Raw genomic sequence first — 21067 nt, 5'->3', positions numbered from 1 at the left:
GGCGGCGCGAAACCCGCCGGGGCCGGGGGCGGCGGGAAACCGGGCGCCTGGCCGAAGCCGGGCTGAGGGGGCGGCGGGAAGCCGGGCTGCTGCTGCCAGTTGCCCTGCGGGGCGGGACCACCGGCGGGCGGAGGCGGCGGCGGGAAGCCCGGAGCCGGGCCGCCACCGCCGAAGTTCGGGTTCTGCGGGAAGGTCATCGGCGGCTTCTTCGCCTGGTTGACCTTCACGATGATCACCACGATCACGATGATGACGACGATGATCGCCAGCACCAGCAGAAACCAGCCGAAGCCTTCACCGTCACCGCTGCTGTGGACCCGGACCCGGTCCAGGTATGGCGTCAGCGTCGTCAGCATCATTCCCCCTTAAGAACGTCAGCCGACACCCTAACGGCCGGACGCCGCGGGCACGGCGGCTTCCATCAGTTCGGCGAGATCTTCCGACCCTTTCGGGAGGGAATTCACCGGCCACCAACGAAGATCGTCCGATTCGTCGCTTTGGACCGGTTGTGCCCCGCGGGGTGCGCGCACCACGAAACGCACGTCGAAATGCCGGGTCGGCACGCCGAGCGAGCACGTGATCGGGTGGACGTCGAGATGCACCGGGGCCGGGTCGATCACGAGGTCTTCGATGCCGGATTCTTCGCGTGCCTCACGAAGAGCGGCGTCCGCGAGCGTCGCGTCGCCGGGTTCGCAATGCCCGCCGAGCTGCAGCCAGCGTCCGACCCGCGGATGCAGGGTGAGGAGCACATTCTCCCCGTCGGCGTCGAGAAGGACGGCCGACGCGGTGACGTGCCCTGCCGCGCATTCGCGGCGGCAGGCGTCGTCTCGTGCGGCGAGGAAGCCGAGATAGGCCTGGCGCAAGGATTCCTGGGCCGCGTCCACCGGTCGCCAACCGGACAATGTGGACACGACGTCGTCGTGCAGGGTCACAGTTCGAGAAGTCCTTCACCGGGTTCGACGGGGCCGCGCGCGGGCGGGAGCGCGGCGGGATGGCCGATCGCGACCGCGCCGAGCGGTTCCCAGCGCTCGTCGAGGCCGAGGACGTCGCGCACGATGGCGGACGCGAAGATCGTCGACCCGATCCAGCACGAGCCGAGGTCTTCGGCCGCGAGCGCGACCAGCAGGCCCTGCACGGCCGCTCCACCGGCGACGGTGAACATCGTGTGTTCACAAGCGTTCCGCCGGTCGTCGCGGTAGGTGTGCGCGCCCTCGGCGACGAGGAACGGCACCACGACCTCGGGCGCGTCGTACAGGATGTCGCCGCGGCTGAGCCGTTTCGCGACCTGCTCGGCGGTGAAGCCGTCGCCTTCGAGATCGGCCTGCCACGACGCCTTCATCGCGTCGAGAAGCTTGCGCCGCAAGCCTTCCTCGCGCAGCCACACGAACCGGACCGGCTTCGTGTGATGCGGCGCGGGCGCCGTCAGCGCCGTCCCGACCGCGCGGCGCAACACCTCGGGATCGACCGGCTCGTCGGTGAACGACCGGATCGAACGCCGCGCGAGCACGGCTTCCCGTCGGCCCTGCGCGATGGATTCGTTGGTACCGAGGCGGAACAGGTCCTCCTCGATCGGCCGGAGCAGGTTCCGGGCGGTCGAGCCGTCGTCGGTGAGCCGAAGGCCCCGCACGACGGCGACCGGTGTCCCGCCGAGCTTGCCCTTCACCAGATCCGCCGCGGCGGCCAATTCGTCGGCGATCGCCACCTCGGTGACGGCGAGTTCGTTGCCCTGGCCGTCGACCTCGCCCGCGTACGAATGCAGCACCCGCAGGCCGGACGCGCCGATCGCGGCGTCGGTCTGCCCGACCCGCCACGCGCGGCCCATCGTGTCGGTGACCACGACCGCGATCTCGACGCCGAGCCGCTCGCGCAGCCCGTTCCGCAGCGCGAGCGCGGAGGCGTCCGGATCCGACGGCAGCAGCGCGACCTCACCGGAGGCCACGTTCGACGCGTCCACACCGGACGCCGCCTGCACGATGCCGAGTTTGTTCTCGGTGATCACCGTCCGGTTGATCCGCGCGATCACGCGGACGGACTCCTCCTCGACGAGCTTGCGCCGGGCGGCGTCACGCTCCTCGGGATCGGACGGGACGCGGATCAGCATGCCCTCGGCCTTGGAGACGATCTTGCTCGTCACGACCAGGACGTCGCCCGAACGCAGCCACGGGGCCGCCTCGACGATCGCGCCGGTCAGGTCGTCGCCGGGCCGGAACTCCGGCAGGCCTTCGACCGGCAGGATCTCGATCTTCGCCGAAGCGTGGTCAGTCAACGGAAACTCCCGCCAGGTCGAAAGCCGCGCGCACCATCGCCGCGGTCGCGTCCACATCGGACATCAGCAGGGGCACGTCGCGGACCGCGACCCCCGGCACGTCGACGGTTTCGCCCTCGGCGACCAGCCAGCCGTCGAGCACACCGTCGGTGGATTCCTTGCGGGAACCGTAATGCCGCCCGACGGCTTCGGCGGACGTCTCCACGCCGATCGCGCTCAGGCACGCGTCGGCCATACCGCGCAACGCCTTCCCGCCGATGATCGGCGAGACACCGACGACCTTGGCGCGCGTCTTCCGCAGCGCGTCGCGGATTCCCGGGACGCCGAGCGTCGTGCCCACGGAGACCACCGGATTCGACGGCGCGAACAGCACGACGTCGGCGGCCGCAATCGCGTCGAGCACGCCGGGCGCCGGCTTGGCCTCGTCGGCGCCGACGGCGATGATCGAATGCGCCTTCGGCTCGGAGCGGTACCGCACCCACCACTCCTGGAAGTGGATCGCCTTGCGCTGGTCCGGATCCTCCGGATCGTCGATCACGACATGCGTTTCGACGCGGTCGTCCGACATCGGCAGCAGGCGCACGCCCGGCTGCCAGCGATCGCACAACGCCTCGGTGACCTGGGACAGCGGATAGCCCGCGCGCAGCATCCGCGAACGGATGAGATGCGTCGCGATGTCCTTGTCACCCAAGCCGAACCAGGTCGGCTCGGCGCCATAGGCGGCGAGCTCCTCCTTGACCGTCCAGGTCTCGCCGGCGTGGCCCCAGCCGCGTTCGGTGTCGATCCCCCCGCCGAGGGTGTACATGCAGGTGTCCAGGTCCGGGCAGATGCGCAGACCGTGCATCCACACGTCGTCCCCGGTGTTCACCAGCGCGGTCACCTCGTGCGGCGAGTCCGGCGCGGAACCGGTCGCGGGCAGACCCAGTGCTTGCTTGACCCCCAGCAGGAAGCGGGCCCCGCCCACTCCGCCGACCAAAATGACGACCTTCACGACGGGCGATCCTCGCACGCGCCGGGTCCCGGGGCCCAGTAGCGGTACCTGTGGTGCTCCGTACAGCCCAGGCTTTCGTACAGCTTCAGCGCGCCGTAGTTCGCCATCGCGACCTGCAGGAGCATCCCGGTCGCGCCCTGACCGGCGCCCCAGGCGCCCACGGCGTTCATCAACCCGCGGGCCAGCCCCCGCCGCCGGAACTCCGGCCGTACCTCCAAACGGGCGATGTGCAGCCACTCGCCGACGACCGCTCCGCGCACCGCGCCGGCCGTGACACCGTCCAGCTCCACGATCCCGAAGCCGACCTTGCCGGTGCCGAGGACGTGGCGCGGCGCCTCCGGCGGGTCGGCGCTGCCCGCCGTCATCTCCCACCATCCGGACGTCGGCTCGTCGAGGATCACCGCTTCCGCCGAGGTCCCGCGTGAGAGCGGCCCGGTGAGCAGGCGAACCTCGTGCGCGGGCCGGTGTTCCACATAGTGGACCCAGCCGGAGACGGCGAGGTCGTCTTCGAGAGACGTGTTCTGGATCACCTGAACGACCGCTGGGATGGCATGATCGTGGGCGAAGTCACAGACCGCCCGCAGGGCGTCTGGCAGCGGTTTTCCCGGGTCACCGATCGCCAGGGCACTGTTGGCCCGGGCGGTGAACCCGTCCGCCCAGCGGAGCCTCCAGTCGCCGATCCGGCTCTCCAGCAGGGGAGTCCAAGCGCGGCTACAGGTGAGCTCGAGCATTTCCGCACTGTTCACGGTTAGATTGTGCCAAGGAAGGCAGTGGAGGGACCCCGATGAGCATCGCGCGCAAGGACGACAGGCACAACGAAGACCTGGTTCGCGAGATCTCCGACGGCTTCAACCGGGCGTTGGGCGCGGAAAAGGCCGTCGAGCAGGACGAGAAGGACTCAGCAGTGGCGAAGCCCGCCGCGCCGCAGTTCCGCATCACCGGGGACAGCAGGGCCACTCCGCCGCCGCGCCGGAAGGACCGCTGAAAGCCCATACCCGGGGTAGGCGATAAGGGTGGCCTAAGCAGGCCGGTCGCGCCCGTGGGCGCGTAATGTCCGTTGCAGACTGGTGAAGCAGAGATAAAGCAGGAGTACGCAGTGACCTACGTGATCGCCGAGCCCTGCGTCGACGTGCTCGACAAGGCGTGTATCGACGAGTGCCCCGTGGATTGCATCTACGAGGGTGACCGCATGCTGTACATCCACCCGGACGAATGTGTCGACTGCGGTGCCTGCGAGCCGGTCTGCCCCGTCGAGGCGATCTACTACGAGGACGACGTCCCCGACGAGTGGAACGACTACACCAAGGCCAACGTCGACTTCTTCGACGAACTCGGCTCGCCCGGTGGCGCCTCCAAGGTCGGCAAGACCAGTCACGACCCCGCCTTCATCAAGGCTCTTCCCCCGCAGGGCGAATGAGCCGGGTCGCTCTTCCCGATTTCCCCTGGGATTCCCTCGCCGAAGCCAAGGCGAAGGCCCAGGCACATCCCGGCGGCATCGTCGACCTGTCGATCGGCACGCCGGTGGACCCGGTCCCCGAGAGCGTCCGCGCGGCGCTCGCGTCCGTGTCGGAAATCCCGGGGTACCCGACCACGCACGGGATCCCCGAGCTCAGGGCCGCCGCGATCGAAGCACTTTCGCGGCGGCACGGCATCTCGGGTGTTCCCGAGGCCGCCGTGCTGCCGACGATCGGCTCGAAGGAACTGGTCGCTTCGCTGCCGCGGCAACTGGGCTTCGGCCCCGGTGATCTCGTCGTCATCCCCGAGGTGGCGTACCCGACCTACGAGGTCGGCGTGCTGCTGGCGGGTGCTTCGCTGCTGCGTGCGGACAGCACGTTCGCGCTCGGCCCGCAGCGGCCGTCGATGCTGTGGCTGAACTCGCCGTCCAACCCGACCGGGCGCGTGCTCGGTGTCGACCACCTGCGCAAGGTCGTCGACTGGGCGCGGGAACGCGGCGTCGTCGTGGTGTCCGACGAGTGTTATCTGGCGCTGGGCTGGGAAAGCGAGCCCGTGTCGATCCTGCACCCGGACGTGCACGGCGGCTCCCTCGACGGTCTGCTGGCCGTCCATTCGCTGTCGAAGTCCGCGAACCTCGCGAGCTATCGCGCCGGATTCGTCACCGGTGACCCGAAGCTCGTCGCCGGCCTGCTGGAGATCCGCAAGCACGCCGGGCTGATCGTGCCGCGGCCGGTGCAGGAGGCCATGGTCGCCGCGCTGAAGGACGACGAAGCGCTTGCCGTGCAACGGGAACGCTACGCACGCCGTCGGCTGGTGCTGCGGAAGGCGTTGCTGGACAGCGGTTTCGAGATCTCGCACTCCGAGGCGGGACTGTATCTCTGGTCCACGCGCGGCGAATCCGCGCTCGACACGGTCGACTGGCTCGCCGGCCGCGGCATCCTCGCCGCGCCGGGCACGTTCTACGGGCCGACCGGCGGGAACCACGTCCGGATCGCCTTGACGGCGACGGACGAGCGGATCGACGCGGCCGTGGAGCGGCTCGCTTCCTGACTAGCGCACGTCGCGGCCGGTGAAGCCCCGGTAGACGAATCGCGTCAGCGCCTCGACGGCTTCTTCTTCGGAGATCGCCGACGGGTCGAGCAGCCACGTGTGCGCGAAACCGTTGACCAGTTCGGCCATCATCGCGAGCGTGACCCGCTCCGACGCCGGAAGCTCCATGCCCGCCGCGGTGATGTACCCCAAGTGGTCGAGAATGTCCGACGCCTGAGCGGCGCCGAAGCGTGCGTAGGTGCGTGCGAACTCGTCGCTGACCATCGCGGCCTGGCGCAGCGCGAGCATCGTCGCGGCGTTGTCACGGTGGAAGTTCCAGTACTCGCGGACGTGCCAGCGCACGGCTTGCGGGTCGGTGAAGTCGGGGATGTGCTCCGGTGAGGTCGCGTTGACGTCGCTCTCCGCCGCGAGATCTTCGAGGAGCGCTTCGAGCAGCTCTTCCTTGCTCGTGAAGTGGTTGTAGAACGAACCCGCCGCGCGCCCGGCCTCCGCCGTGATGTCGGTGATCTTGGTGTTCAGATACCCCTTCGCCGCGAAAACGCGCTTCGCCGCCTCCTTGAGCGCGGCCTCGGTCTCCGCCGCCTTCTCCTTGCGGCTCATCGCCGTCATCGGCACCTCCTTGACACGGAAGGCTAGCAACGAGCATAGTGAATTCGGATTCACTGAATCGCAATTCACCGGAGGAGAGAGATGACCGAGGTGCTGATCGCGGGAGCCGGGCCGACCGGGCTCACGCTGGCCATCGACCTCGCGCGCCGCGGCGTCGGCGTGCGGATCGTGGAGAAGGCCGAGACGTTCTTCGAGGGCTCGCGCGGCGACGGTCTGCAACCGCGCACGCTCGAGGTCTTCGAGGATCTCGGGGTACTGGACGCGGTGCTGGCTGCCGGGCAGCCGCCCGTGGCGATGAAGATCCATCTGGGTGGCGAGGTCGTCGGCGAGCGGTGGATGGCCGAGCTCGCCGAGCCGACGCCGGACGTGCCGTACCCAAACGGCTTTTTCCTCGGCCAGTCGCGGACCGAGGGGATCCTTCGTGAGCGGCTCGCCGAATTCGGCGTCCAGGTCGAGCTCGGCACGCCACTGCTCGGTTTCGAGCAGGACGCCGACGGGGTGACCGCCGAGCTGCCGGGCGAGCGCGTCCGGGTCGACTACCTCGTCGGCGCGGACGGGGGGAAGAGCTTCGTGCGCAAGGCGCTCGGGATCGCGTTCGAGGGCACCACCGACGAGTCGGTCCGCATGCTGCTGGGCGACGTCCAGGCCGAGGGGCTCGATCGCGCGTACGGGCACTGGTTCGCCAAGCGCGAGGATCCGATGTCGGGGATCGTGCTCACGCCGCTGCCGGGAGTGCCGCATTTCCAGTTCGGCGCGCCACTGGGCGAGGAGGAGGTCGAGGCGTCGCTCGGCACGTTGCAGTCCCGGCTCGACGAACTGTCCGGCGGCGGGGTCCGGCTGCACGACCTCGCCTGGTCGACGGTGTGGCGGCCCAATATCCGGCTCGCGAAGCGGTTCCGTGACGGTCGTGTTTTCCTCGCCGGCGACGCGGCGCACGTCCACCCGCCGACCGGTGGGCAGGGGCTCAACACCGGCGTCCAGGACGCGTACAACCTGGGCTGGAAACTCGCCGACGGTTCACCGGAGCTGCTCGACAGTTACGAGGCCGAGCGTCGCGGGGTCGCCGCGCGGGTGCTGAAGATCAGCGCCGAGATCCTCGAGAAGTACAAGGAAGGCACCGAAGACGCGCACGAGCGCGGCGAGAACACGCGTCAGCTCGACATCGGCTACCGCGGCGGCCCGCTCGCGCCCGCGGCGACCGGCCGGATCCGGCCCGGCGACCGCGCCCCGGACGCGCCACTGAAGGACGCGAACGGCAAATCCGTCCGGCTGTTCGAGCTGCTGCGTGGACCACAGGCGACGCTGCTGGTGTTCGGCGACGGTCCGGCGCCCGAAGGCGCGCGACGGATCCTGCCCGCGGGCAGCGCACTGTCCGATGTGGACTTCGAGGACTTCGGCGGGCACGCTTTCGCCGCGTACGAAGCCGAGAACGGGCGGCAGGTGGAGATCCGCCCGGACGGCTACATCCGCGGGCTCACCGCCTGAGCGGCCGCGTCGACCTCCGCCCAGACGTCGCGCCATACGGCACGGACCTCGGCGCGGCGCAGTAGTTCCTTCTCCGCGACCCGGCCCGCGATGAACGCGACTTCGGCGTCGACGGACGCCACCACGCCACGCATCCGATCCGCGGCGACGCAGGCGTCCTGGTGCTCCCCGAGAACGGTCTGGAAGTTCTTCGTGGCCTTGATCAGCCGCTGGATCCGTTCCGCTTGCTTCTTCTTCGCCGCGGGCTTGGCCATTTCGGCGGCGTAGCGGAGTTTCTTGCCGTAGATGCGAAGCGCGTGAAGGTCGTCGTCCGGGGGATCGGCAGGAAGCGCCTTCACAGCCTTCGCGAGCTTTCGGTGCGGCTTCGCGAGACCGGCGACGAGATCGGCGGAAGTCTGGGGGCTTTCGGCGCTGGCTTCCTCGGTGGCAGGTTGCCGGGCGAGACGGCCGATGTCCTGCAGCATCGAGGCGTACCGAGGGCTGGCGAGCGCCCGGGTGAGCCGCCGCTTCGCGACACCGCGTTCGGTGACGAACTTCGAGACCAGACGGCGCGCGGCGGGCTGGTCGCGCACCTCGAATTCGGCGACGACCTCGCGGAGGTGCCCGATCAGGACGTCGTAGTCGCGGACGTCGCCGAGGGACTGGCCGAGCCAGCCGAGTTCGGTGCGCACGGGCTCGGCGTCCGGGCCGACGAGGCGGCCCGAGAGCTTGAGGACGCTCCGCATGCGGCGCAGGGCGACCCGCATCTGGTGGAGGTCTTCGGGGTCGGCACCGGATTTGGTGCCCGGTTCGTGCGCGAGGAGGGCGCGGATCTCGACGTCGAGTTTGACCCGGACGTGAGTGGCCGCCGGATCGCCCGGCCCCGCTTTCGCGGGCCGGTCGCCGAGCCCGAGCGCGGCAGGAGTGGTCGAAGGGACGTTCTTGCGCGGCAGGGTCTCGGCTGTCACAAGATGAATTCTAGGTGAACCGGCAAGGTGGTCCAGGCCGTGAGAGAAGCAAGGGACCTTTGCTACCGCCCTCCGGGGGAGAGTGGTAGCAAAGGTCCCTTGCTCTCTTTCTCTGGCTTCGGCCTTGATGACTGTGTGGGTTTTGGGTCATCCAACGCACCAAAATCCACACGGTGGGCCAGTGTCGCTACGCGGGGTGAGAGGTGTGTGGAAATAGGGACACTCAACGTCTCTATTTCCACACACCCCCTTGCCGTCCGCCCGGTCCCGCCTGGGCGGTAGCAAAGGTCCCTTGCTCCCTTTTCGCAGGTCAGTTGGCGTGCAGGGCCGCGTTCAGCTCGATGCCGACGCCGGTGCGCGCGACGACCTCGACGGCGCCGGTCCCGGAGTTCCGCCGGAACACCGCGCCCGAGATGCCGGACAGCTCCAGCGCCTTCACGACCTTGCCCTCGAAGGTCACCTTCGTGCCGGCCGTGACGTACAGGCCCGCCTCGACGACCGAGTCGTCGCCGAGCGAGATGCCGACGCCGCCGTTCGCGCCGATCAGGCAGCGCTCGCCGATCGAGATGGTCTCCTTGCCGCCGCCGGACAGCGTGCCCATGATCGACGCGCCACCGCCGACGTCGGAGCCGTCGCCGACCACGACGCCCGCCGAGATCCGGCCTTCGACCATCGAGGCGCCGAGCGTGCCGGCGTTGAAGTTGACGAAGCCCTCGTGCATGACCGTGGTGCCGTTGGCCAGGTGCGCGCCGAGGCGGGCGCGGTCGGCGTCGGCGATACGGACGCCGGTCGGCACGACGTAGTCCACCATCCGCGGGAACTTGTCCACGCCGTAGACGGTGACGTTGCCGCGCGCCCGCAGCCGCAGCCGGGTCGCCTCGAAACCCTCGACGGGGCACGGCCCGTGGTTGGTCCACACGACGTTCGCCAGCAGGCCGAAGATGCCGTCGAGGCTCGCGCCGTGCGGCCGGACCATGCGGTGCGACAGCAGGTGGAGCCGCAGGTAGACGTCGTGCGTGTCGCCGGGGGCGTCGGCGAGCCGGGCGATGGTCGTGCGGACCGCGACGACCTCGACACCTCGGTCGGTGTCCGGGCCGAGCTGGGCGGCGGCGGCCTCACCGAGGGCCTCGGAGGCCTCCTCGGCGGTCAGCCGCACCGTGCCGGCCTTGCCTTCGGCGCCGTCGATCAGCTTGGGCAGCGGGAACCAGGTGTCCAGCACCGTGCCGTCGGTCGTGACGGTGGCCAGTCCGACGCCGGTGGCGCCGGTCGTTTCGGGGTCAGGGGTCTGCTCGCTCACGTCCTGAACGGTAACCCAGTGACCCTCGTCAGCCGCCGACGAGGCTCTTCACACTGGTCAGCGCCGTCGCCATGTCGCCGAGCGCCTGGCCGCACGGGCCGCCGGGACCCGTCACGTCCTGGCAGTTCGCGGCGCGGAAGGCGGCGATCGGGCGGTCGAGGACGTCGGCGTGCGACGACAGGTCCGGGCGGCGCTTGCGGATCGTGCCCGCGGCGCTGGAGAGTTCGGTGACGTACTTCTGACAGCCCTTGGGCGATTCGGTCCCCGGCGCCAGATAGCACTGGTCGGTCGTCAGCGCTTTGAGCTTGATCGGCAGCACGTCCGGCCCGGTGCTCTGGGTCGGACGGACCTTCACCGGGACCTCCCCCGATCCGCAGCCGCTGAGTACCAGGAGGAGGGCGACCAAGATCGTTCGCATGCGCACTCCTTCACGGTAGCCCCGGGCGCCCGGCGGTACGGTGCGGGCATGCCTTCGCTCGATCTGCACGCCGACCCCGTCGACCTCACCGCCGCGCTGGTGGACATCTTCAGCGTCTCGGAGGAGGAGAAGGTCATCGCGGACACCGTGCAGGCCGCGCTCCAGGCGCAGGCACCGCATCTCGAGGTGATCCGCAACGGTGACGCGGTCCTCGCCCGCACGAACCTCGGCCGTCCGTCGCGGGTGCTGCTGGCCGGGCATCTCGACACCGTTCCGGTCAACGAGAACATGCCTGTGCGCCGCGAGGGGACCGGTGACGACGAGATCCTGCACGGGCTCGGCACCGTCGACATGAAGAGCGGCGACGCGGTCTTCCTGCACCTTGCCGCTGCCCTCCGGGAGCCGAAGCACGACGTCACCTTCGTGTTCTACGACTGCGAAGAGATCGAAGCGACGAAGAACGGCCTCGGCCGAATAGAGCGCGAGCTGCCCGAGTGGCTGCGGGCCGACCTCGCGATCCTCGGTGAGCCGTCGAACGGCGGAATCGAGGGCGGCTGCCAGGGCACGATGCGGATCGAGATCCGCGTCGAAGGCGCCCGCGCGCACACGGCGCGCGGCTGGATGGGCGTCAACGCGATCCACGGTCTCGCCGAACCGCTGCGCAGGCTGGCCGAGTACACGCCGCGCGTGGTCGACATCGACGGCCTGACCTACCGCGAAGGGCTCCAGGCCACGAAGATCGGCGGCGGGGTCGCGGGCAACGTCGTGCCGGACGAGGCCGTGCTCACGATCAACCACCGCTTCGCTCCCGACAGGAGCGGCGAGCAGGCCGAAGCGCACCTTCGCGAGCTCTTCGAGGGCTACGACGTGAAGGTTGTCGACTTGTCGTCAGGAGCGTTGCCCGGGCTGAGCGCTCCCGCGGCGGCCGAGCTGGTCGCGGCGGCCGGCGGTAAGGCGGTCGCGAAGCTGGGTTGGACCGACGTCGCGCGCTTCGCGGCTCTCGGGATCCCTGCGGTCAACTTCGGGCCTGGCGACCCGACGCTCGCGCACACCCGCCAGGAGAACGTGCGGGCGGGCGAGATCCGGCAGGTCGCTTCGGTGCTGCGCGAGTTCCTCAGTGTCTGAAGGTGAACCCGCGTCCGCGATCGACGTCGGCAGGGCGCTCGCTGGCAAGGCACGTCACGACAGCGGATCGGGCGCCCTGCCACCGCGATAGCGGGGCCTTCGGCCGGGCGGGTTCACGCGTATGGTCACTTTCCGAGACACCTCAAGCTCCGCCGATAGGCCCTCAGCTAGCCAGGGCGAGGAACTCGTCGAGAGCCTCCTCCGGGCCGCCGTAGGTGAGGTGCGAGATGGCGAACATGGGCGCGATCACGCGGCTCCAGGCGTACAGCCGGTCGCCGTCGAGCCCGCACGCGGCCGCCACCACCTGGCACCGTGCTTCGACTCCTTCGCGTCCGGCGCCGCCCACCACGTAGTCGACGGCGTCGAAGCACGGATCACCCACGCACGCCTTCGGGTCGATCGCGATCAGGCCGCGCGGGCCGCCGTCCAGGACGTTGCCGAGATGCAGATCGCCGTGGAGCAGCACTACCTCGGCTTGTGTGTCCAGCAACCGCTCGCAGCGCTCGATCGCCCGCCGCCAGGTGGCCGGGCCGACCCGGGCGGCGATGGCCGGTTCGGTGATCCGACGGCCGATCCGGTCGAAGGACTCCTCGAACCGGCCGCGCAGACTCCACGGCCAGCCTTCGGGTGGGGCCACCGCGTGCAGGGCGGCGAGCAGCTCTCCCCACTGCCCCGGCAGCGTCGATGACGGCAGGCTCTCGGCTTCGGTACCCGGCTGGATCTCCTCCAGCACCATCGCGCCGGCGTCCGCGTCGGCGGCCAGGACGGCGGGCACCCGGCCCGACGGCGCGAACACCTGCAGCATTTCGAGCTGTTTGGCCAGCAGCGGCCCGTCCGGGCTGAGTTTGAGCACCGCCGGTGTCCCGTCGGACCATCGGCAGCGCAGGACGACGGACGAGGCTCCGCTGTCGAACAACTCGCCGAGCGCGAAGTCCCATCGGGAGGCCAGGCGTTCGGCGAGGGCGGGCACACCGGCGAGCCACCCTTCGGCATCGGCGCCGAAGCGGTCGGCCAAACGGGCGCTGATGTCGTCCAAGTCCACTTCGGTCACTGAGAAACGTCCTCCTCGGCTCCGAGAAGGAGCAGTCCACGCCGCAGCAGGTCCGCGGCCTCTTCGAAGCGCCCCTGATCGCGAAGCAGCTCTCCCGCCTTGTCGATCGACGCGGCCAGGACGCCGCGAGCGTCGCGGAGGGCCGCTACGTCGATGGCGTGCGCGAAGCCCGCTTCGGCTGCTTCGAGGTCTCCGCGAGCCAGCGCCAGCGACCCCTGCTGGAACACGAGGGACGCGAAGAGCGGCGAGTCCGCAGGGATGGCTTCAGCCGCTTCGGAGAGTAGACCGGCGGCGTCGTCGAGACGACCGAATTCGCGGCAGACGTCGGCGAGCTCCAGCGTGACGGCGTGATCGGGCGCGGCCGCGCGTGACGCGCGGAGATCCGCGAGAGCGCCTTCGGGGTCGTCGGCACGCCGGACCAGCGCTCGCGCGAACAGGCACCGGGCCAGCACCGGCCGCAGGGCTCGTTCGTGGAGCAGGTCGTGCAGCGCCGACACGGCGGCGACGGCGTCGGCCACCCGTCCTTCATCGAGATACGCCTCGGCCAGCCGACGCTGGTTCTCGGCGAGTTCGGCCAGGATCTCCTCGTCGCCGCGAGCCAGCCGCAGTGCCTCTCCCGCGTGATGCGCGGCCTGGACGGTCTCGCCGAGACGGAGCTGCCCGTCGGCGAGGTACGCGTGCAGCGTCAGTAGGAGCACCGGATGCGGATGACGGTCGAGGCTCGCGTCGAGCGCGGTCCGGAGCAGGTGCATCGCGTGGTGCGGCTCGCCCCGGCCGACCAGGACGTTCGCCCGCAGCGCGGCGGCCAGTCCCCGGTACGACGGGATGTCGGTCGCGAGCGCGGTTTCGGCGGCGGCCACCAGCCGGGGCTGGGTGTCGCCGCGGGCGAATCGCGCGAGCCAAAGCCAGGCGAGTCCGGCCTGGCGGTCGCGGCCGATCTCCTCCGCCCGCCGCGCCAGCCGTCGCATCTTCGGCGCCGAACCGTTCCCCGCCAGGAAATCCGCCGCGGCCGCCGCGATGTCCAGGTCGAGCCGGACGTCGTCGCGCGGCGAAGTCACGCCCAACAGCTCACCGGTGTCCATGCCGAGCCGGGTGGCGAAATGGCGCACCGCGTCGCCGGACGGCGTCCGCGCGCCCGTCTCGACGGAAGAGACGTACGCGGCGGTGTAGTGCGGCTCGGCGAGCTCGCGCTGGGTGAGGCCGCGTTCGGCGCGCAGCCGCCGCAGTCTTCCGCCGACCTCCTCGCCCATGACCGAGAACGATACGACTCGTGAGATCGGCCTTCAATCACGCGAGTTCCGCCTCTGATCACGCGAGTTCGCCGTTTCCTCCCGGTGAGCCCAGGCGGTCGAAACGCGGGACTCACGTGATTGAAGGCGGAACTCATGTGATCGGGGGCGGAACTCGCGTGATCAGACGGACGACACGGGAGGTCAGCGGCCCTGCAGGGATTTCACGTTCTGGCCGAAGGTCCAGTTCCGCGAACCATCCCAGTTGATCGACCAGGTCATCAGGCCCTTGAGCGAAGGAATGCTGCGGTAAGCCTGGGAAACCAGGCTCGGCGACATGTAACCGCCACCCGCGCCCGCCTGCGCCGGCAGGCCGGGGGCCTGCTTGTCGTAGGGGACGCGGATCGTCTGGCCCTGGATCACCAGGCCCTTGTCGAGGCAGTTGGTCTGCGCGACGAAGCCCTGGACCGTCCCGGCCTGGTACGAATCACCGGAGCAGCCGTACATGCTTCCGTTGTAGTACTGCATGTTCAGCCACCACAGCCTGCCGTTGTCCGCGTACTTCTTGACGATCGGCAGGTACGCGCCCCAGATCGAGCCGTAGACGACGCTGCCGCCGGTGACGTACGCGGTCTCGGGCGCCATGGTGAGCCCGAAGTTCGGCGGCATCGCGGCGAGGACACCGTCGATGATGCGGATGAGGTTCTTCTGCGACGCGGAAAGCGTGGCGATGTTCCCGCTGCCGGTGAGGCCGGTCTCGATGTCGATGTCGATCCCGTCGAAGTTGTACTTCTTCAGGATCGGCACGATCGTCGCGACGAATTTGTCCGCCACGGTGGCCGAATTCAGATCGATTCCCGCGGTGGCGCCGCCGATGGACATCAGGATCGTCGCGCCCGCGTCCTTGGCGGCGCACATTTCGGACGGGGTCGCGACCTTCACAGTCGCGTCCATCCCATCCTCCCATTTGGCCGTTCCGTCGGACAGGATGACCGGAAAGGCCGCGTTGATCACGTTGTACCCGTTGGCCTTGATGCGGGCGTCGGTGATCGGGATCCAGCCGAGCGGCGGATGGACGCCGTTCGAAGCGCCGTCCCAGTTCTCCCAATAGCCCTGCAGGACCTTGCCCGCGGGCTTCGATTTGACCGCGCAGACCTCGGCGTCGGGCGAGGCGTGTGCCGGGCTCAGGATGACGAGTGTGGTGACGGCGAGTACCGCCGCGCCGGTGATTGCGAGCAGCCGTGAGACGCGACCGAACATACCCAGCTCCCATCTCGAAAGCGGTTTGAACGAACAGGAAGCGGCCGTTCGGCTCAACATAGGTCGCGGTGCACGGCCCCCGCTACCGACGATCGGGTGGTCTAGACCAGATATCGAAGAGTTGTCCGGAATTCCCCCTCGCCATTCGCGATGGTTAGGAAGTGTCTCGCACAGTGAGGCTGGTCAGGCGAGGACACGTGCGCGCGTTCTTTCGGCCGGAGGCCTCGGGTTTACGGAGGCGGGCCGCTGACACGGCTGAGTGAGTGATCATCCGATGCCGCGGCCCGGCTACGGAAACCCGACAGCGCGCCTTGAGAGACACAGCTCAGACGGTGATGGTCCAGCTGTCGAGCGTGCCGGTGTCCTGCGCGTAGGCGTCGTAGACCACGAGCGTCCAAGAGCCGGAAGCGGCCTCATTGGTCACCGGGACCGAGTAGTTCCGCGTGCCGAGGTCGGTGCAGGGCAGGGAACCGGTGGGCTTGACCGAATACGTGCTGCCGTCGGGCGCCCGCAGGCTGATGCGGAGGTCCTCGGAGCAGGTGTGCGTACCGGTGATCGACACCTTCACCGGCGACGTCGCCGTACCCGTCGCGCTGGACGTGATCGGGCTGTTGACCGTCGCGTAGTCGTTGAGCGCGTAGTCGGTGCCGTTGGTGAACGTGCGCACGCTGACGTCGCCGACGGTGAGCGTGTACTGCGCCGTGCGGTCCACCGAGGTCCCGTCACCGGTCACGGTGATCGTACTGGTGCCGTTGGGGGTGCTCGCCGACGTCGCGATGGTGAGCGTCGAAGAACCGCCCGACTGCACCGAAGCGGGGTTGAACGTCGCCGTGGCTCCGGCGGGGAGGCCGCTGGCGCTCAGCGAAACCGCTTGTGCCGCGCCGGAAGTCGTCGTGGTGTTGACCGTGACGGTCGCCGACTGTCCCGCTTGGACGGTTCCGGAGGCAGGGGTCAGGCCGAGCGAGAAGTCGGGGCCCGTCGACGTGCCGACGGCGAGCTTCCAGAGCGCGTAGCCGATCGCGTCGCTGTTCTTCTCCAGCGGGGTGTCCGGGATGTTGGACAGCGTGTCGCAGGCGCGGTGATAGCAGCTGTCGAACGCCTGTCCGGCGGTGCCGCCCCATTTCTGTTGCTGCGCGGAGCTCTTCGTGTAGCCGGCACCGGTCGCGAGGCCGCCGACCGGGATACCCGCGCTCTTGAACGACGCGTGGTCCGAACGGCCGTCGCCTTCGGTGTCGCCCTCGGTCTGGATGCCGATCGTCCGGAAGTACTCGTCGAACACCGCCTTGACCGAAGCCACGTCGTCGTAGACGAAGTAGCCCCAGTTGTCGGAGCCGATCATGTCGAAGTTCAGGTAGGTCTTGATCTTCGTGCGCTCGGTCTGCGGCAGGCTGTTGACGTAGAACTTGGAGCCGCGCAGGCCGGACTCCTCGTCGGCCCACCAGCCGAAGCGGACGCGCTTGGCCATCGCCGGGTTCTCGCGGGCCAGTGTCAGCGCGACTTCGAGGATCGAGGCCGAACCCGAGCCGTTGTCGTTGATGCCGGGGCCGGCGCTGACGCTGTCGAGGTGCGCGCCGAGCATGATGACCTGGCTCGCGTCGCCCTGCGGCCATTCCGCGATCACGTTCTGGCTCGAACCCGCGCAGCTCGAACAGGTCTGCAGGGTGACGTTGTAGCCGGCGTCGCGCAGTTTCTGTGCCACATAGGACACCGATGCCGGATAGCCCGGCCGTCCGGAGGCGCGGTTGCCGCCGTTCTGGTTGGCGATCGTCTGCAGTGCGCTCAGATGCGCCTTGACGTTGGCGAGCGAGATGTCCGGTGCGGCGGTGGTGGTCGCCTGCGCGGGCGCGGTGACGACACCGAGTACGGCGGCCATGCCGACGACGGCCGCTCCTATTCGCTTTCCCCACTTCATGCCGGGGTGTTCCTTTCTGGAGGGGTTTGCGTGAAGGACTCCTTCCCTCGGCTCAGCCGAGGGAAGGAGTCCTTCACGCGCGAGGTGGAGCTAGACGGTGATCGACCAGCTGGAGAGCGTGCCGGTGTCCTGTGCGTAGGCGTCGTAGACCACGAGGGTCCAGGTGCCCGCGGCGACCTCGTTGGTCACGTTCACCGAGTAGTTCCGCGTGCCCAGGTCGGTGCAGGGCAGGGAACCGGTGGGCTTGACCGAATACGTGCTGCCGTCGGGCGCCCGCAGGCTGATGCGGAGGTCCTCGGAGCAGGTGTGCGTACCGGTGACCGTCACCTTCACCGGGGACACCGCGTTACCGGTGGCGGTGGAGGAGATCGGGCTGTTCACCGTGCCGTAGTCGTTGATCGCGTAGTCGGTGTCGTTGGTGTACGTCCGCAGGTCGCCGCCGGTGCCGACGGTCAGCTTGTACTGAGCGGTGTGCGTGCCGCTCGCCGCGGTGCCGGTCACCGTGATGGTGCTGGTGCCGTCAGGGGTGCTCGCCGACGTCGCGATGGTGAGCGTCGAGGAGGCGCCGGACTGCACGGTGTCCGGGTTGAACGTCGCGGTCGCCCCGGCCGGGAGGCCGGAAGCGGTGAGCTTCACCGACTGCGCCGCACCGTTGACGGTCGCGGTGTTCACCGTGACGGTCGCCGACTCGCCCGGCTTGACCGAGCCGGACGCCGGGGTGACACCGACCGAGAAGTCGGGGCCGGACGGCGTGCAGGAGGTCGGCTCACCGGTCGCGGCGGTGACGCTGATCGCGTCCCACGCCGCCTTGGTGGTGTTGAACTCGGTGCAGGAACCCGGGTACAGCGCGAGCGCCGCTTCGAGGGTCGCCTTGCGGGCGGCCTTGTGGTTCCAGCTGGAGGTCTTCTTCAGCAGGCCGTTGTAGAAGATCTTCGCGGCCTTCTGGATGCCGATCCCGGTGATCGAGGTGTTGTTGCAGGTCGGGCTGGCCGGCTTGCCGACCGGCGCGGTGCCCTCGGAGAGCAGGTAGAACCAGTGGTTCTGCGGGCCCGCGGCGGCGTGCACCTCGGTGTTCGGGATGGACGACGTGTAGCAGTCGGGGTTGCCGGAGATCCTGCTCGGCTTGTTCATGTAGCGGATCGGGCCCTGGCCGACCAGGTTCACGCCCTCGCCGACGTCGTAGTCCGGGACGTCCTTGGCGTTGTTGGCGTAGTGCTCGGTGATGGCGCCGAAGATGTCACCGGTGGACTCGTTGAGGCCGCCGTTCTCGTTGCCGCTGCCCGCGCCGCCCGGCGTGGTCTGGAAGATGGCGTGGCCGTACTCGTGCGCGACGACGTCCATAGGGGTGGCCTGGCGCTGGTTGTCCTGCGAGTGGCCGAAGGTGGTCGAAGAGCCGTTCCAGTAGGCGTTGACCTGGTTGAGGCCGACGTAGGCGGGGAAGCCGCCGCCGTTGCCGTTGATACCGTTGCGGCCGAGCCATTCGCTCAGCATCTTCCACTCGGTCTGGACGCCGAAGAGCGTGTCGACACAAGCGGTTTCCAGGTCGGTGCCGGAGCCGTTGCCCCAGTTGTCGTCCGGTCCGCTGTAGGGCGAGCCGTTCTGGCGGGCACAGCTGATGTTGCTGCGCTGCGGGTCGCGCATCGTGTACGTGCCGCCGGAGTTCGTCGTGTCGATGGTGACGTTGCCGACGTAGTAGCTGTTCCCGGCGCCGAGCGTGCCGAGCTCGTTCGACGTGGACTTCTTCGCCGCGGTCGGGAAGTTCGACATCTTGACGTCGTCACGGGTTTCGAGCACCGCGCCGGTGGCGCCGTCCACGAACACGTGCAGGTTGCTCGGTGCCGTCGCCTTGGTGCCCGCGACGACGACCTCGTAGGCGAGCTTGGGGGAGTTCCCCGCCAGCACGACGAGCTTCGGCGCGACGACACTGTCTACTTTGGACAGCTGGCCGCGGGCGACCTCGGTCGCCTTCGCCGCGGAGATCTTGGCCTTGGTGTCGACCGAGATCGTCGCGGTCTCCGCCGCGCTGGTACCGCGGACGCGTCCGGCGCCGTCGGCGACCACCACCGCGTCCCCGCCGACGACCGGCAGGCCACGGTAGGTTCGTTCGTAAGCGGCGTAGAAGAGTCCTCCGCCGCCCTGGGTCAGCCCGACGCGACGGAAGTCCTCGTTGGCTCCCCTTCGCAGGTGATCCACTCCGGCCGCGGCGGCCTGGTCGGCCGCGCTCGCGGCCACGGCGTCGGGGCTCGCGGGCTGGATGGTGGCGGTGGTCGCGTTCGCCGGGGTCACCGGGAACGTCATGCTCAGGGCAAGGCCGGCGACAGCCGCCAACCCTGTTCTGAGCCCTCGCTGAACGGTCATGTGAACCTTCCATGGGCAGGACCGTGTACCCGGACGGCCAGTGGCGCGGCGGGGAATCAGACCGGTGCGGGTGCACGGCGGGGGACGGGGAGCGTGCCCATTCGGATAACTGGAGTTATCCCGATGGACACGTCCGAGTAAAGGAGCCGCTCACAAGGCCGTCAATGGGCCGGATGGCCTAGCGGGGCGGACGAAGATCCACATGCAAGGAATAAAATCCCTGTGTAGTAAGAGTTTTTCCCGCCATGTGCGATATATGGCGACTTTCGTATGGTTTTCAGTCCGCCGGCCCGGAATCGGACATAGCGGCCGCGCGTACACCGCGCCGATAGGCCTCCGCCGCTCTTTCGATTAATCCGCGGGCTCGCAACGTATCGCCCAAATGCAGTGAGGTGGCGACGAGCGCGCCGCGTAGTTCGGACTTTTCCTGTGCGGAGGCGGCTTCTTCGAGCAACGCGGTCGCTCCGGGCAGATCGCCGCGGGCGCGGGCGATGAGTCCCAGTAACCGGAGAACCTCGGCCCTCGCCTCGATATCGGGGGATCGATCCAGAAGCGGCCGGATCCCTTCGGCGAGTTCGGCCGCCTCGTCGAGTTCCCCTTGGCGGCGGCGGACGTCGGCGAGCTCGATCGTCGCGCCGAGTACGCCCTCCTGTGATCCGGCCTTGGCGAGCAGGTCGCGCGCGAGCCGGAGTTCGGCGTGCGCCTCGTCGAGTTTTCCCAGTCGTCGCCACAGGAAGCCACGGGCCCAGCGGCTTCGGGCGGCGTCACGGTCGTAGCCGATCGACGTGAACAGCCGAAGTGCCCGCGAAAGGTCCTTCTCCGCGCGGTCGACCAGACCGATCTCCTGCCACAGTTGCGCCGCCTGCCGGTGATAGCGCGCGGAGATGTCCTTGCGGTGGGCGGAAGGGAGGACGCGGCGGCCTTCTTCGGCGGCCCGGCGCGCCCGGCGCAGCGCGCCCATTTCGATGAGCGGATGGATCAACGCGGTCAGCAGTGCCAGTTCGGCGTCCGGGTCGCTCGCGCCGGTGCTGCGGAGTTCGGCGAGCGCCGTTTCGACGAGCGCGACCGACGCGCCCAGATCGCCCGACAGTGCGCGGCAGGCGGCCAGCCGGTTGACGATCATCGCGCGCAACCGGGGCGAAGCGGCGTCGGCGAGCTCCATGGCGTGCGCGAAACCCTTGTCCGCCAACGGGATGTCGTAACGCTGCCACTGGACTTCGCCGAGATAGAAGCGGGCGTGGCATTGGATGTCCGGCAGCCGGTACTCGGCCGCACGTCGCTCCACACGGGAGAATTCGCGCTCCGCGGCTTCGAGTCCGCCCTTCTGTAACTCGCGATACGCGGTTTCGAGGGCGGCGGTGAGTTCCTCGGCGGCACCCGGCGGCCGATCGAAGCGAAGCTCGTCCGGCGTGAGGCCGAGCCGTCGCGCGAGGTGGGAGAGCACGTCGTCCGAGGGCAGGCGGCCGCCCGACTCGACCTTGGCGAGGAAGCCGCGGTCGTAGCGGGGCTCGGCCAGCTCACGCTGGGTCAGCCCGCGTGCCCGGCGCAACCGCCGGATCCGCGCGCCGAGTGGTTCTGCCCCGTTCGGCTTGGACGGCACCCGACCACGGTAGA

19 protein-coding genes and 1 pseudogene are annotated in these 21067 nt (G+C 69.2%); 5 read left to right on the top strand and 15 right to left on the bottom strand.

Annotation, left to right across the window (positions count from 1 at the left end):
* The 5 genes and pseudogenes from ACSMFO_RS35160 to ACSMFO_RS35140 form a co-directional block, all read right to left on the bottom strand.
* A pseudogene (locus ACSMFO_RS35160) lies at window positions 1-356 on the bottom strand (hypothetical protein); the annotation flags it as partial.
* 30 nt (window positions 357-386) lie between these two features.
* The gene (locus tag ACSMFO_RS35155) at window positions 387-932 is read right to left on the bottom strand and encodes an NUDIX hydrolase (RefSeq protein WP_436461956.1); all 546 of its coding nucleotides are present in this window, start codon (window positions 930-932) and stop codon (window positions 387-389) included.
* Window positions 929-2266 carry a coenzyme F420-0:L-glutamate ligase gene (locus ACSMFO_RS35150; RefSeq protein WP_436461955.1) on the bottom strand — a complete coding sequence of 446 codons (1338 nt, stop codon included), beginning with the start codon at window positions 2264-2266 and terminating at the stop codon, window positions 929-931. Before ACSMFO_RS35150 ends, ACSMFO_RS35155 begins: the two co-directional genes overlap by 4 nt.
* Complete coding sequence (gene cofD, locus ACSMFO_RS35145) at window positions 2259-3257, bottom strand: 2-phospho-L-lactate transferase (protein ID WP_436461954.1); 999 nt, start codon at window positions 3255-3257, stop codon at window positions 2259-2261. The genes ACSMFO_RS35150 and cofD overlap by 8 nt, the downstream gene beginning before the upstream one ends.
* Entirely contained in the window at window positions 3254-3988 is a 735-nt protein-coding gene (locus ACSMFO_RS35140; RefSeq protein WP_436461958.1) for a GNAT family N-acetyltransferase, read from the bottom strand. Before ACSMFO_RS35140 ends, cofD begins: the two co-directional genes overlap by 4 nt.
* A gap of 53 nt (window positions 3989-4041) precedes the next feature.
* Between ACSMFO_RS35140 and ACSMFO_RS35135 the strand changes: the two genes are divergently transcribed.
* From ACSMFO_RS35135 to dapC, 3 genes are all read left to right on the top strand, one after another.
* A complete protein-coding gene (locus ACSMFO_RS35135; protein ID WP_038519160.1) occupies window positions 4042-4242 on the top strand; it encodes a hypothetical protein in 201 nt (66 codons plus the stop codon).
* A gap of 111 nt (window positions 4243-4353) precedes the next feature.
* Window positions 4354-4674 (top strand): ferredoxin, encoded by a 321-nt coding sequence (fdxA, locus tag ACSMFO_RS35130; RefSeq protein WP_016331413.1) that lies wholly within the window; start codon window positions 4354-4356, stop codon window positions 4672-4674.
* A complete protein-coding gene (gene dapC, locus ACSMFO_RS35125) occupies window positions 4671-5762 on the top strand; it encodes a succinyldiaminopimelate transaminase (protein ID WP_436461953.1) in 1092 nt (363 codons plus the stop codon). Before fdxA ends, dapC begins: the two co-directional genes overlap by 4 nt.
* Here the strand turns inward: dapC and ACSMFO_RS35120 are convergent, their stop codons facing one another.
* Window positions 5763-6371 carry a TetR/AcrR family transcriptional regulator gene (locus ACSMFO_RS35120; RefSeq protein ID WP_436461952.1) on the bottom strand — a complete coding sequence of 203 codons (609 nt, stop codon included), beginning with the start codon at window positions 6369-6371 and terminating at the stop codon, window positions 5763-5765.
* 81 nt (window positions 6372-6452) lie between these two features.
* Here ACSMFO_RS35120 and ACSMFO_RS35115 point away from each other — a divergent pair, with 81 nt between their 5' ends.
* The gene (locus ACSMFO_RS35115; RefSeq protein WP_436461951.1) at window positions 6453-7856 is read left to right on the top strand and encodes an FAD-dependent monooxygenase; all 1404 of its coding nucleotides are present in this window, start codon (window positions 6453-6455) and stop codon (window positions 7854-7856) included.
* On the opposite strand, the gene ACSMFO_RS35110 is transcribed toward ACSMFO_RS35115, so the two are convergent.
* The 3 genes from ACSMFO_RS35110 to ACSMFO_RS35100 all read right to left on the bottom strand — a co-directional run bounded on the left by ACSMFO_RS35110 (window position 7832) and on the right by ACSMFO_RS35100 (window position 10518).
* Complete coding sequence (locus ACSMFO_RS35110; protein ID WP_436461950.1) at window positions 7832-8803, bottom strand: CHAD domain-containing protein; 972 nt, start codon at window positions 8801-8803, stop codon at window positions 7832-7834. The genes ACSMFO_RS35115 and ACSMFO_RS35110 overlap by 25 nt on opposite strands.
* Window positions 8804-9113: 310 nt before the next feature.
* A complete protein-coding gene (gene dapD / locus ACSMFO_RS35105; protein ID WP_073847497.1) occupies window positions 9114-10100 on the bottom strand; it encodes a 2,3,4,5-tetrahydropyridine-2,6-dicarboxylate N-succinyltransferase in 987 nt (328 codons plus the stop codon).
* Window positions 10101-10128: 28 nt separating this feature from the next.
* Complete coding sequence (locus ACSMFO_RS35100; protein ID WP_436461949.1) at window positions 10129-10518, bottom strand: hypothetical protein; 390 nt, start codon at window positions 10516-10518, stop codon at window positions 10129-10131.
* Window positions 10519-10566: 48 nt separating this feature from the next.
* Here ACSMFO_RS35100 and dapE point away from each other — a divergent pair, with 48 nt between their 5' ends.
* Window positions 10567-11643, top strand: coding sequence for a succinyl-diaminopimelate desuccinylase (dapE, locus tag ACSMFO_RS35095; protein ID WP_436461948.1), 1077 nt, complete (start codon window positions 10567-10569; stop codon window positions 11641-11643).
* Window positions 11644-11806: 163 nt separating this feature from the next.
* Here dapE and ACSMFO_RS35090 read toward each other — a convergent pair whose 3' ends face one another.
* From ACSMFO_RS35090 to ACSMFO_RS35065, 6 genes are all read right to left on the bottom strand, one after another.
* Window positions 11807-12694, bottom strand: coding sequence for an aminoglycoside phosphotransferase family protein (locus tag ACSMFO_RS35090; RefSeq protein ID WP_436461947.1), 888 nt, complete (start codon window positions 12692-12694; stop codon window positions 11807-11809).
* Window positions 12691-13944, bottom strand: a complete 1254-nt coding sequence (locus ACSMFO_RS35085; protein ID WP_436461946.1) for a helix-turn-helix domain-containing protein — start codon at window positions 13942-13944, stop codon at window positions 12691-12693. The genes ACSMFO_RS35090 and ACSMFO_RS35085 overlap by 4 nt, the downstream gene beginning before the upstream one ends.
* 183 nt (window positions 13945-14127) lie before the next feature.
* A complete protein-coding gene (locus ACSMFO_RS35080; RefSeq protein WP_436461945.1) occupies window positions 14128-15183 on the bottom strand; it encodes a chitinase in 1056 nt (351 codons plus the stop codon).
* A 325-nt stretch (window positions 15184-15508) separates the two neighbouring features.
* A complete protein-coding gene (locus ACSMFO_RS35075; RefSeq protein WP_436461944.1) occupies window positions 15509-17095 on the bottom strand; it encodes a M28 family peptidase in 1587 nt (528 codons plus the stop codon).
* 90 nt (window positions 17096-17185) lie between these two features.
* Window positions 17186-19453: a M4 family metallopeptidase gene (locus ACSMFO_RS35070; RefSeq protein ID WP_436461943.1), complete on the bottom strand. Its 2268-nt coding sequence runs from the start codon at window positions 19451-19453 to the stop codon at window positions 17186-17188.
* 277 nt (window positions 19454-19730) lie between these two features.
* On the bottom strand, window positions 19731-21053 hold the full coding sequence (locus tag ACSMFO_RS35065; RefSeq protein ID WP_436461942.1) for a helix-turn-helix domain-containing protein: 1323 nt from the start codon (window positions 21051-21053) through the stop codon (window positions 19731-19733).
* Window positions 21054-21067: the final 14 nt, after the last annotated feature.

The organism is Amycolatopsis sp. w19, assembly GCF_051373225.1.
Taxonomy (GTDB): domain Bacteria; phylum Actinomycetota; class Actinomycetes; order Mycobacteriales; family Pseudonocardiaceae; genus Amycolatopsis; species Amycolatopsis japonica.
Note: the sequence above shows the minus strand (reverse complement) of the source record. Positions and strands in the feature narration are given on the sequence as shown.

What these genes read in the sequence shown, in the direction of transcription:
- ACSMFO_RS35140 (WP_436461958.1), bottom strand. Translation starts at nt 3,988, where the DNA reads ATGCTCGAGCTCACCTGTAGCCGCGCTTGGACTCCCCTGCTGGAGAGC.
- dapE (WP_436461948.1), top strand. Translation starts at nt 10,567, where the DNA reads ATGCCTTCGCTCGATCTGCACGCCGACCCCGTCGACCTCACCGCCGCG.
- ACSMFO_RS35075 (WP_436461944.1), bottom strand. Translation starts at nt 17,095, where the DNA reads ATGAAGTGGGGAAAGCGAATAGGAGCGGCCGTCGTCGGCATGGCCGCC.
- ACSMFO_RS35070 (WP_436461943.1), bottom strand. Translation starts at nt 19,453, where the DNA reads ATGACCGTTCAGCGAGGGCTCAGAACAGGGTTGGCGGCTGTCGCCGGC.
- ACSMFO_RS35135 (WP_038519160.1), top strand. Translation starts at nt 4,042, where the DNA reads ATGAGCATCGCGCGCAAGGACGACAGGCACAACGAAGACCTGGTTCGC.
- ACSMFO_RS35120 (WP_436461952.1), bottom strand. Translation starts at nt 6,371, where the DNA reads ATGACGGCGATGAGCCGCAAGGAGAAGGCGGCGGAGACCGAGGCCGCG.
- ACSMFO_RS35085 (WP_436461946.1), bottom strand. Translation starts at nt 13,944, where the DNA reads ATGGGCGAGGAGGTCGGCGGAAGACTGCGGCGGCTGCGCGCCGAACGC.
- ACSMFO_RS35080 (WP_436461945.1), bottom strand. Translation starts at nt 15,183, where the DNA reads ATGTTCGGTCGCGTCTCACGGCTGCTCGCAATCACCGGCGCGGCGGTA.
- ACSMFO_RS35115 (WP_436461951.1), top strand. Translation starts at nt 6,453, where the DNA reads ATGACCGAGGTGCTGATCGCGGGAGCCGGGCCGACCGGGCTCACGCTG.
- dapC (WP_436461953.1), top strand. Translation starts at nt 4,671, where the DNA reads ATGAGCCGGGTCGCTCTTCCCGATTTCCCCTGGGATTCCCTCGCCGAA.
- ACSMFO_RS35100 (WP_436461949.1), bottom strand. Translation starts at nt 10,518, where the DNA reads ATGCGAACGATCTTGGTCGCCCTCCTCCTGGTACTCAGCGGCTGCGGA.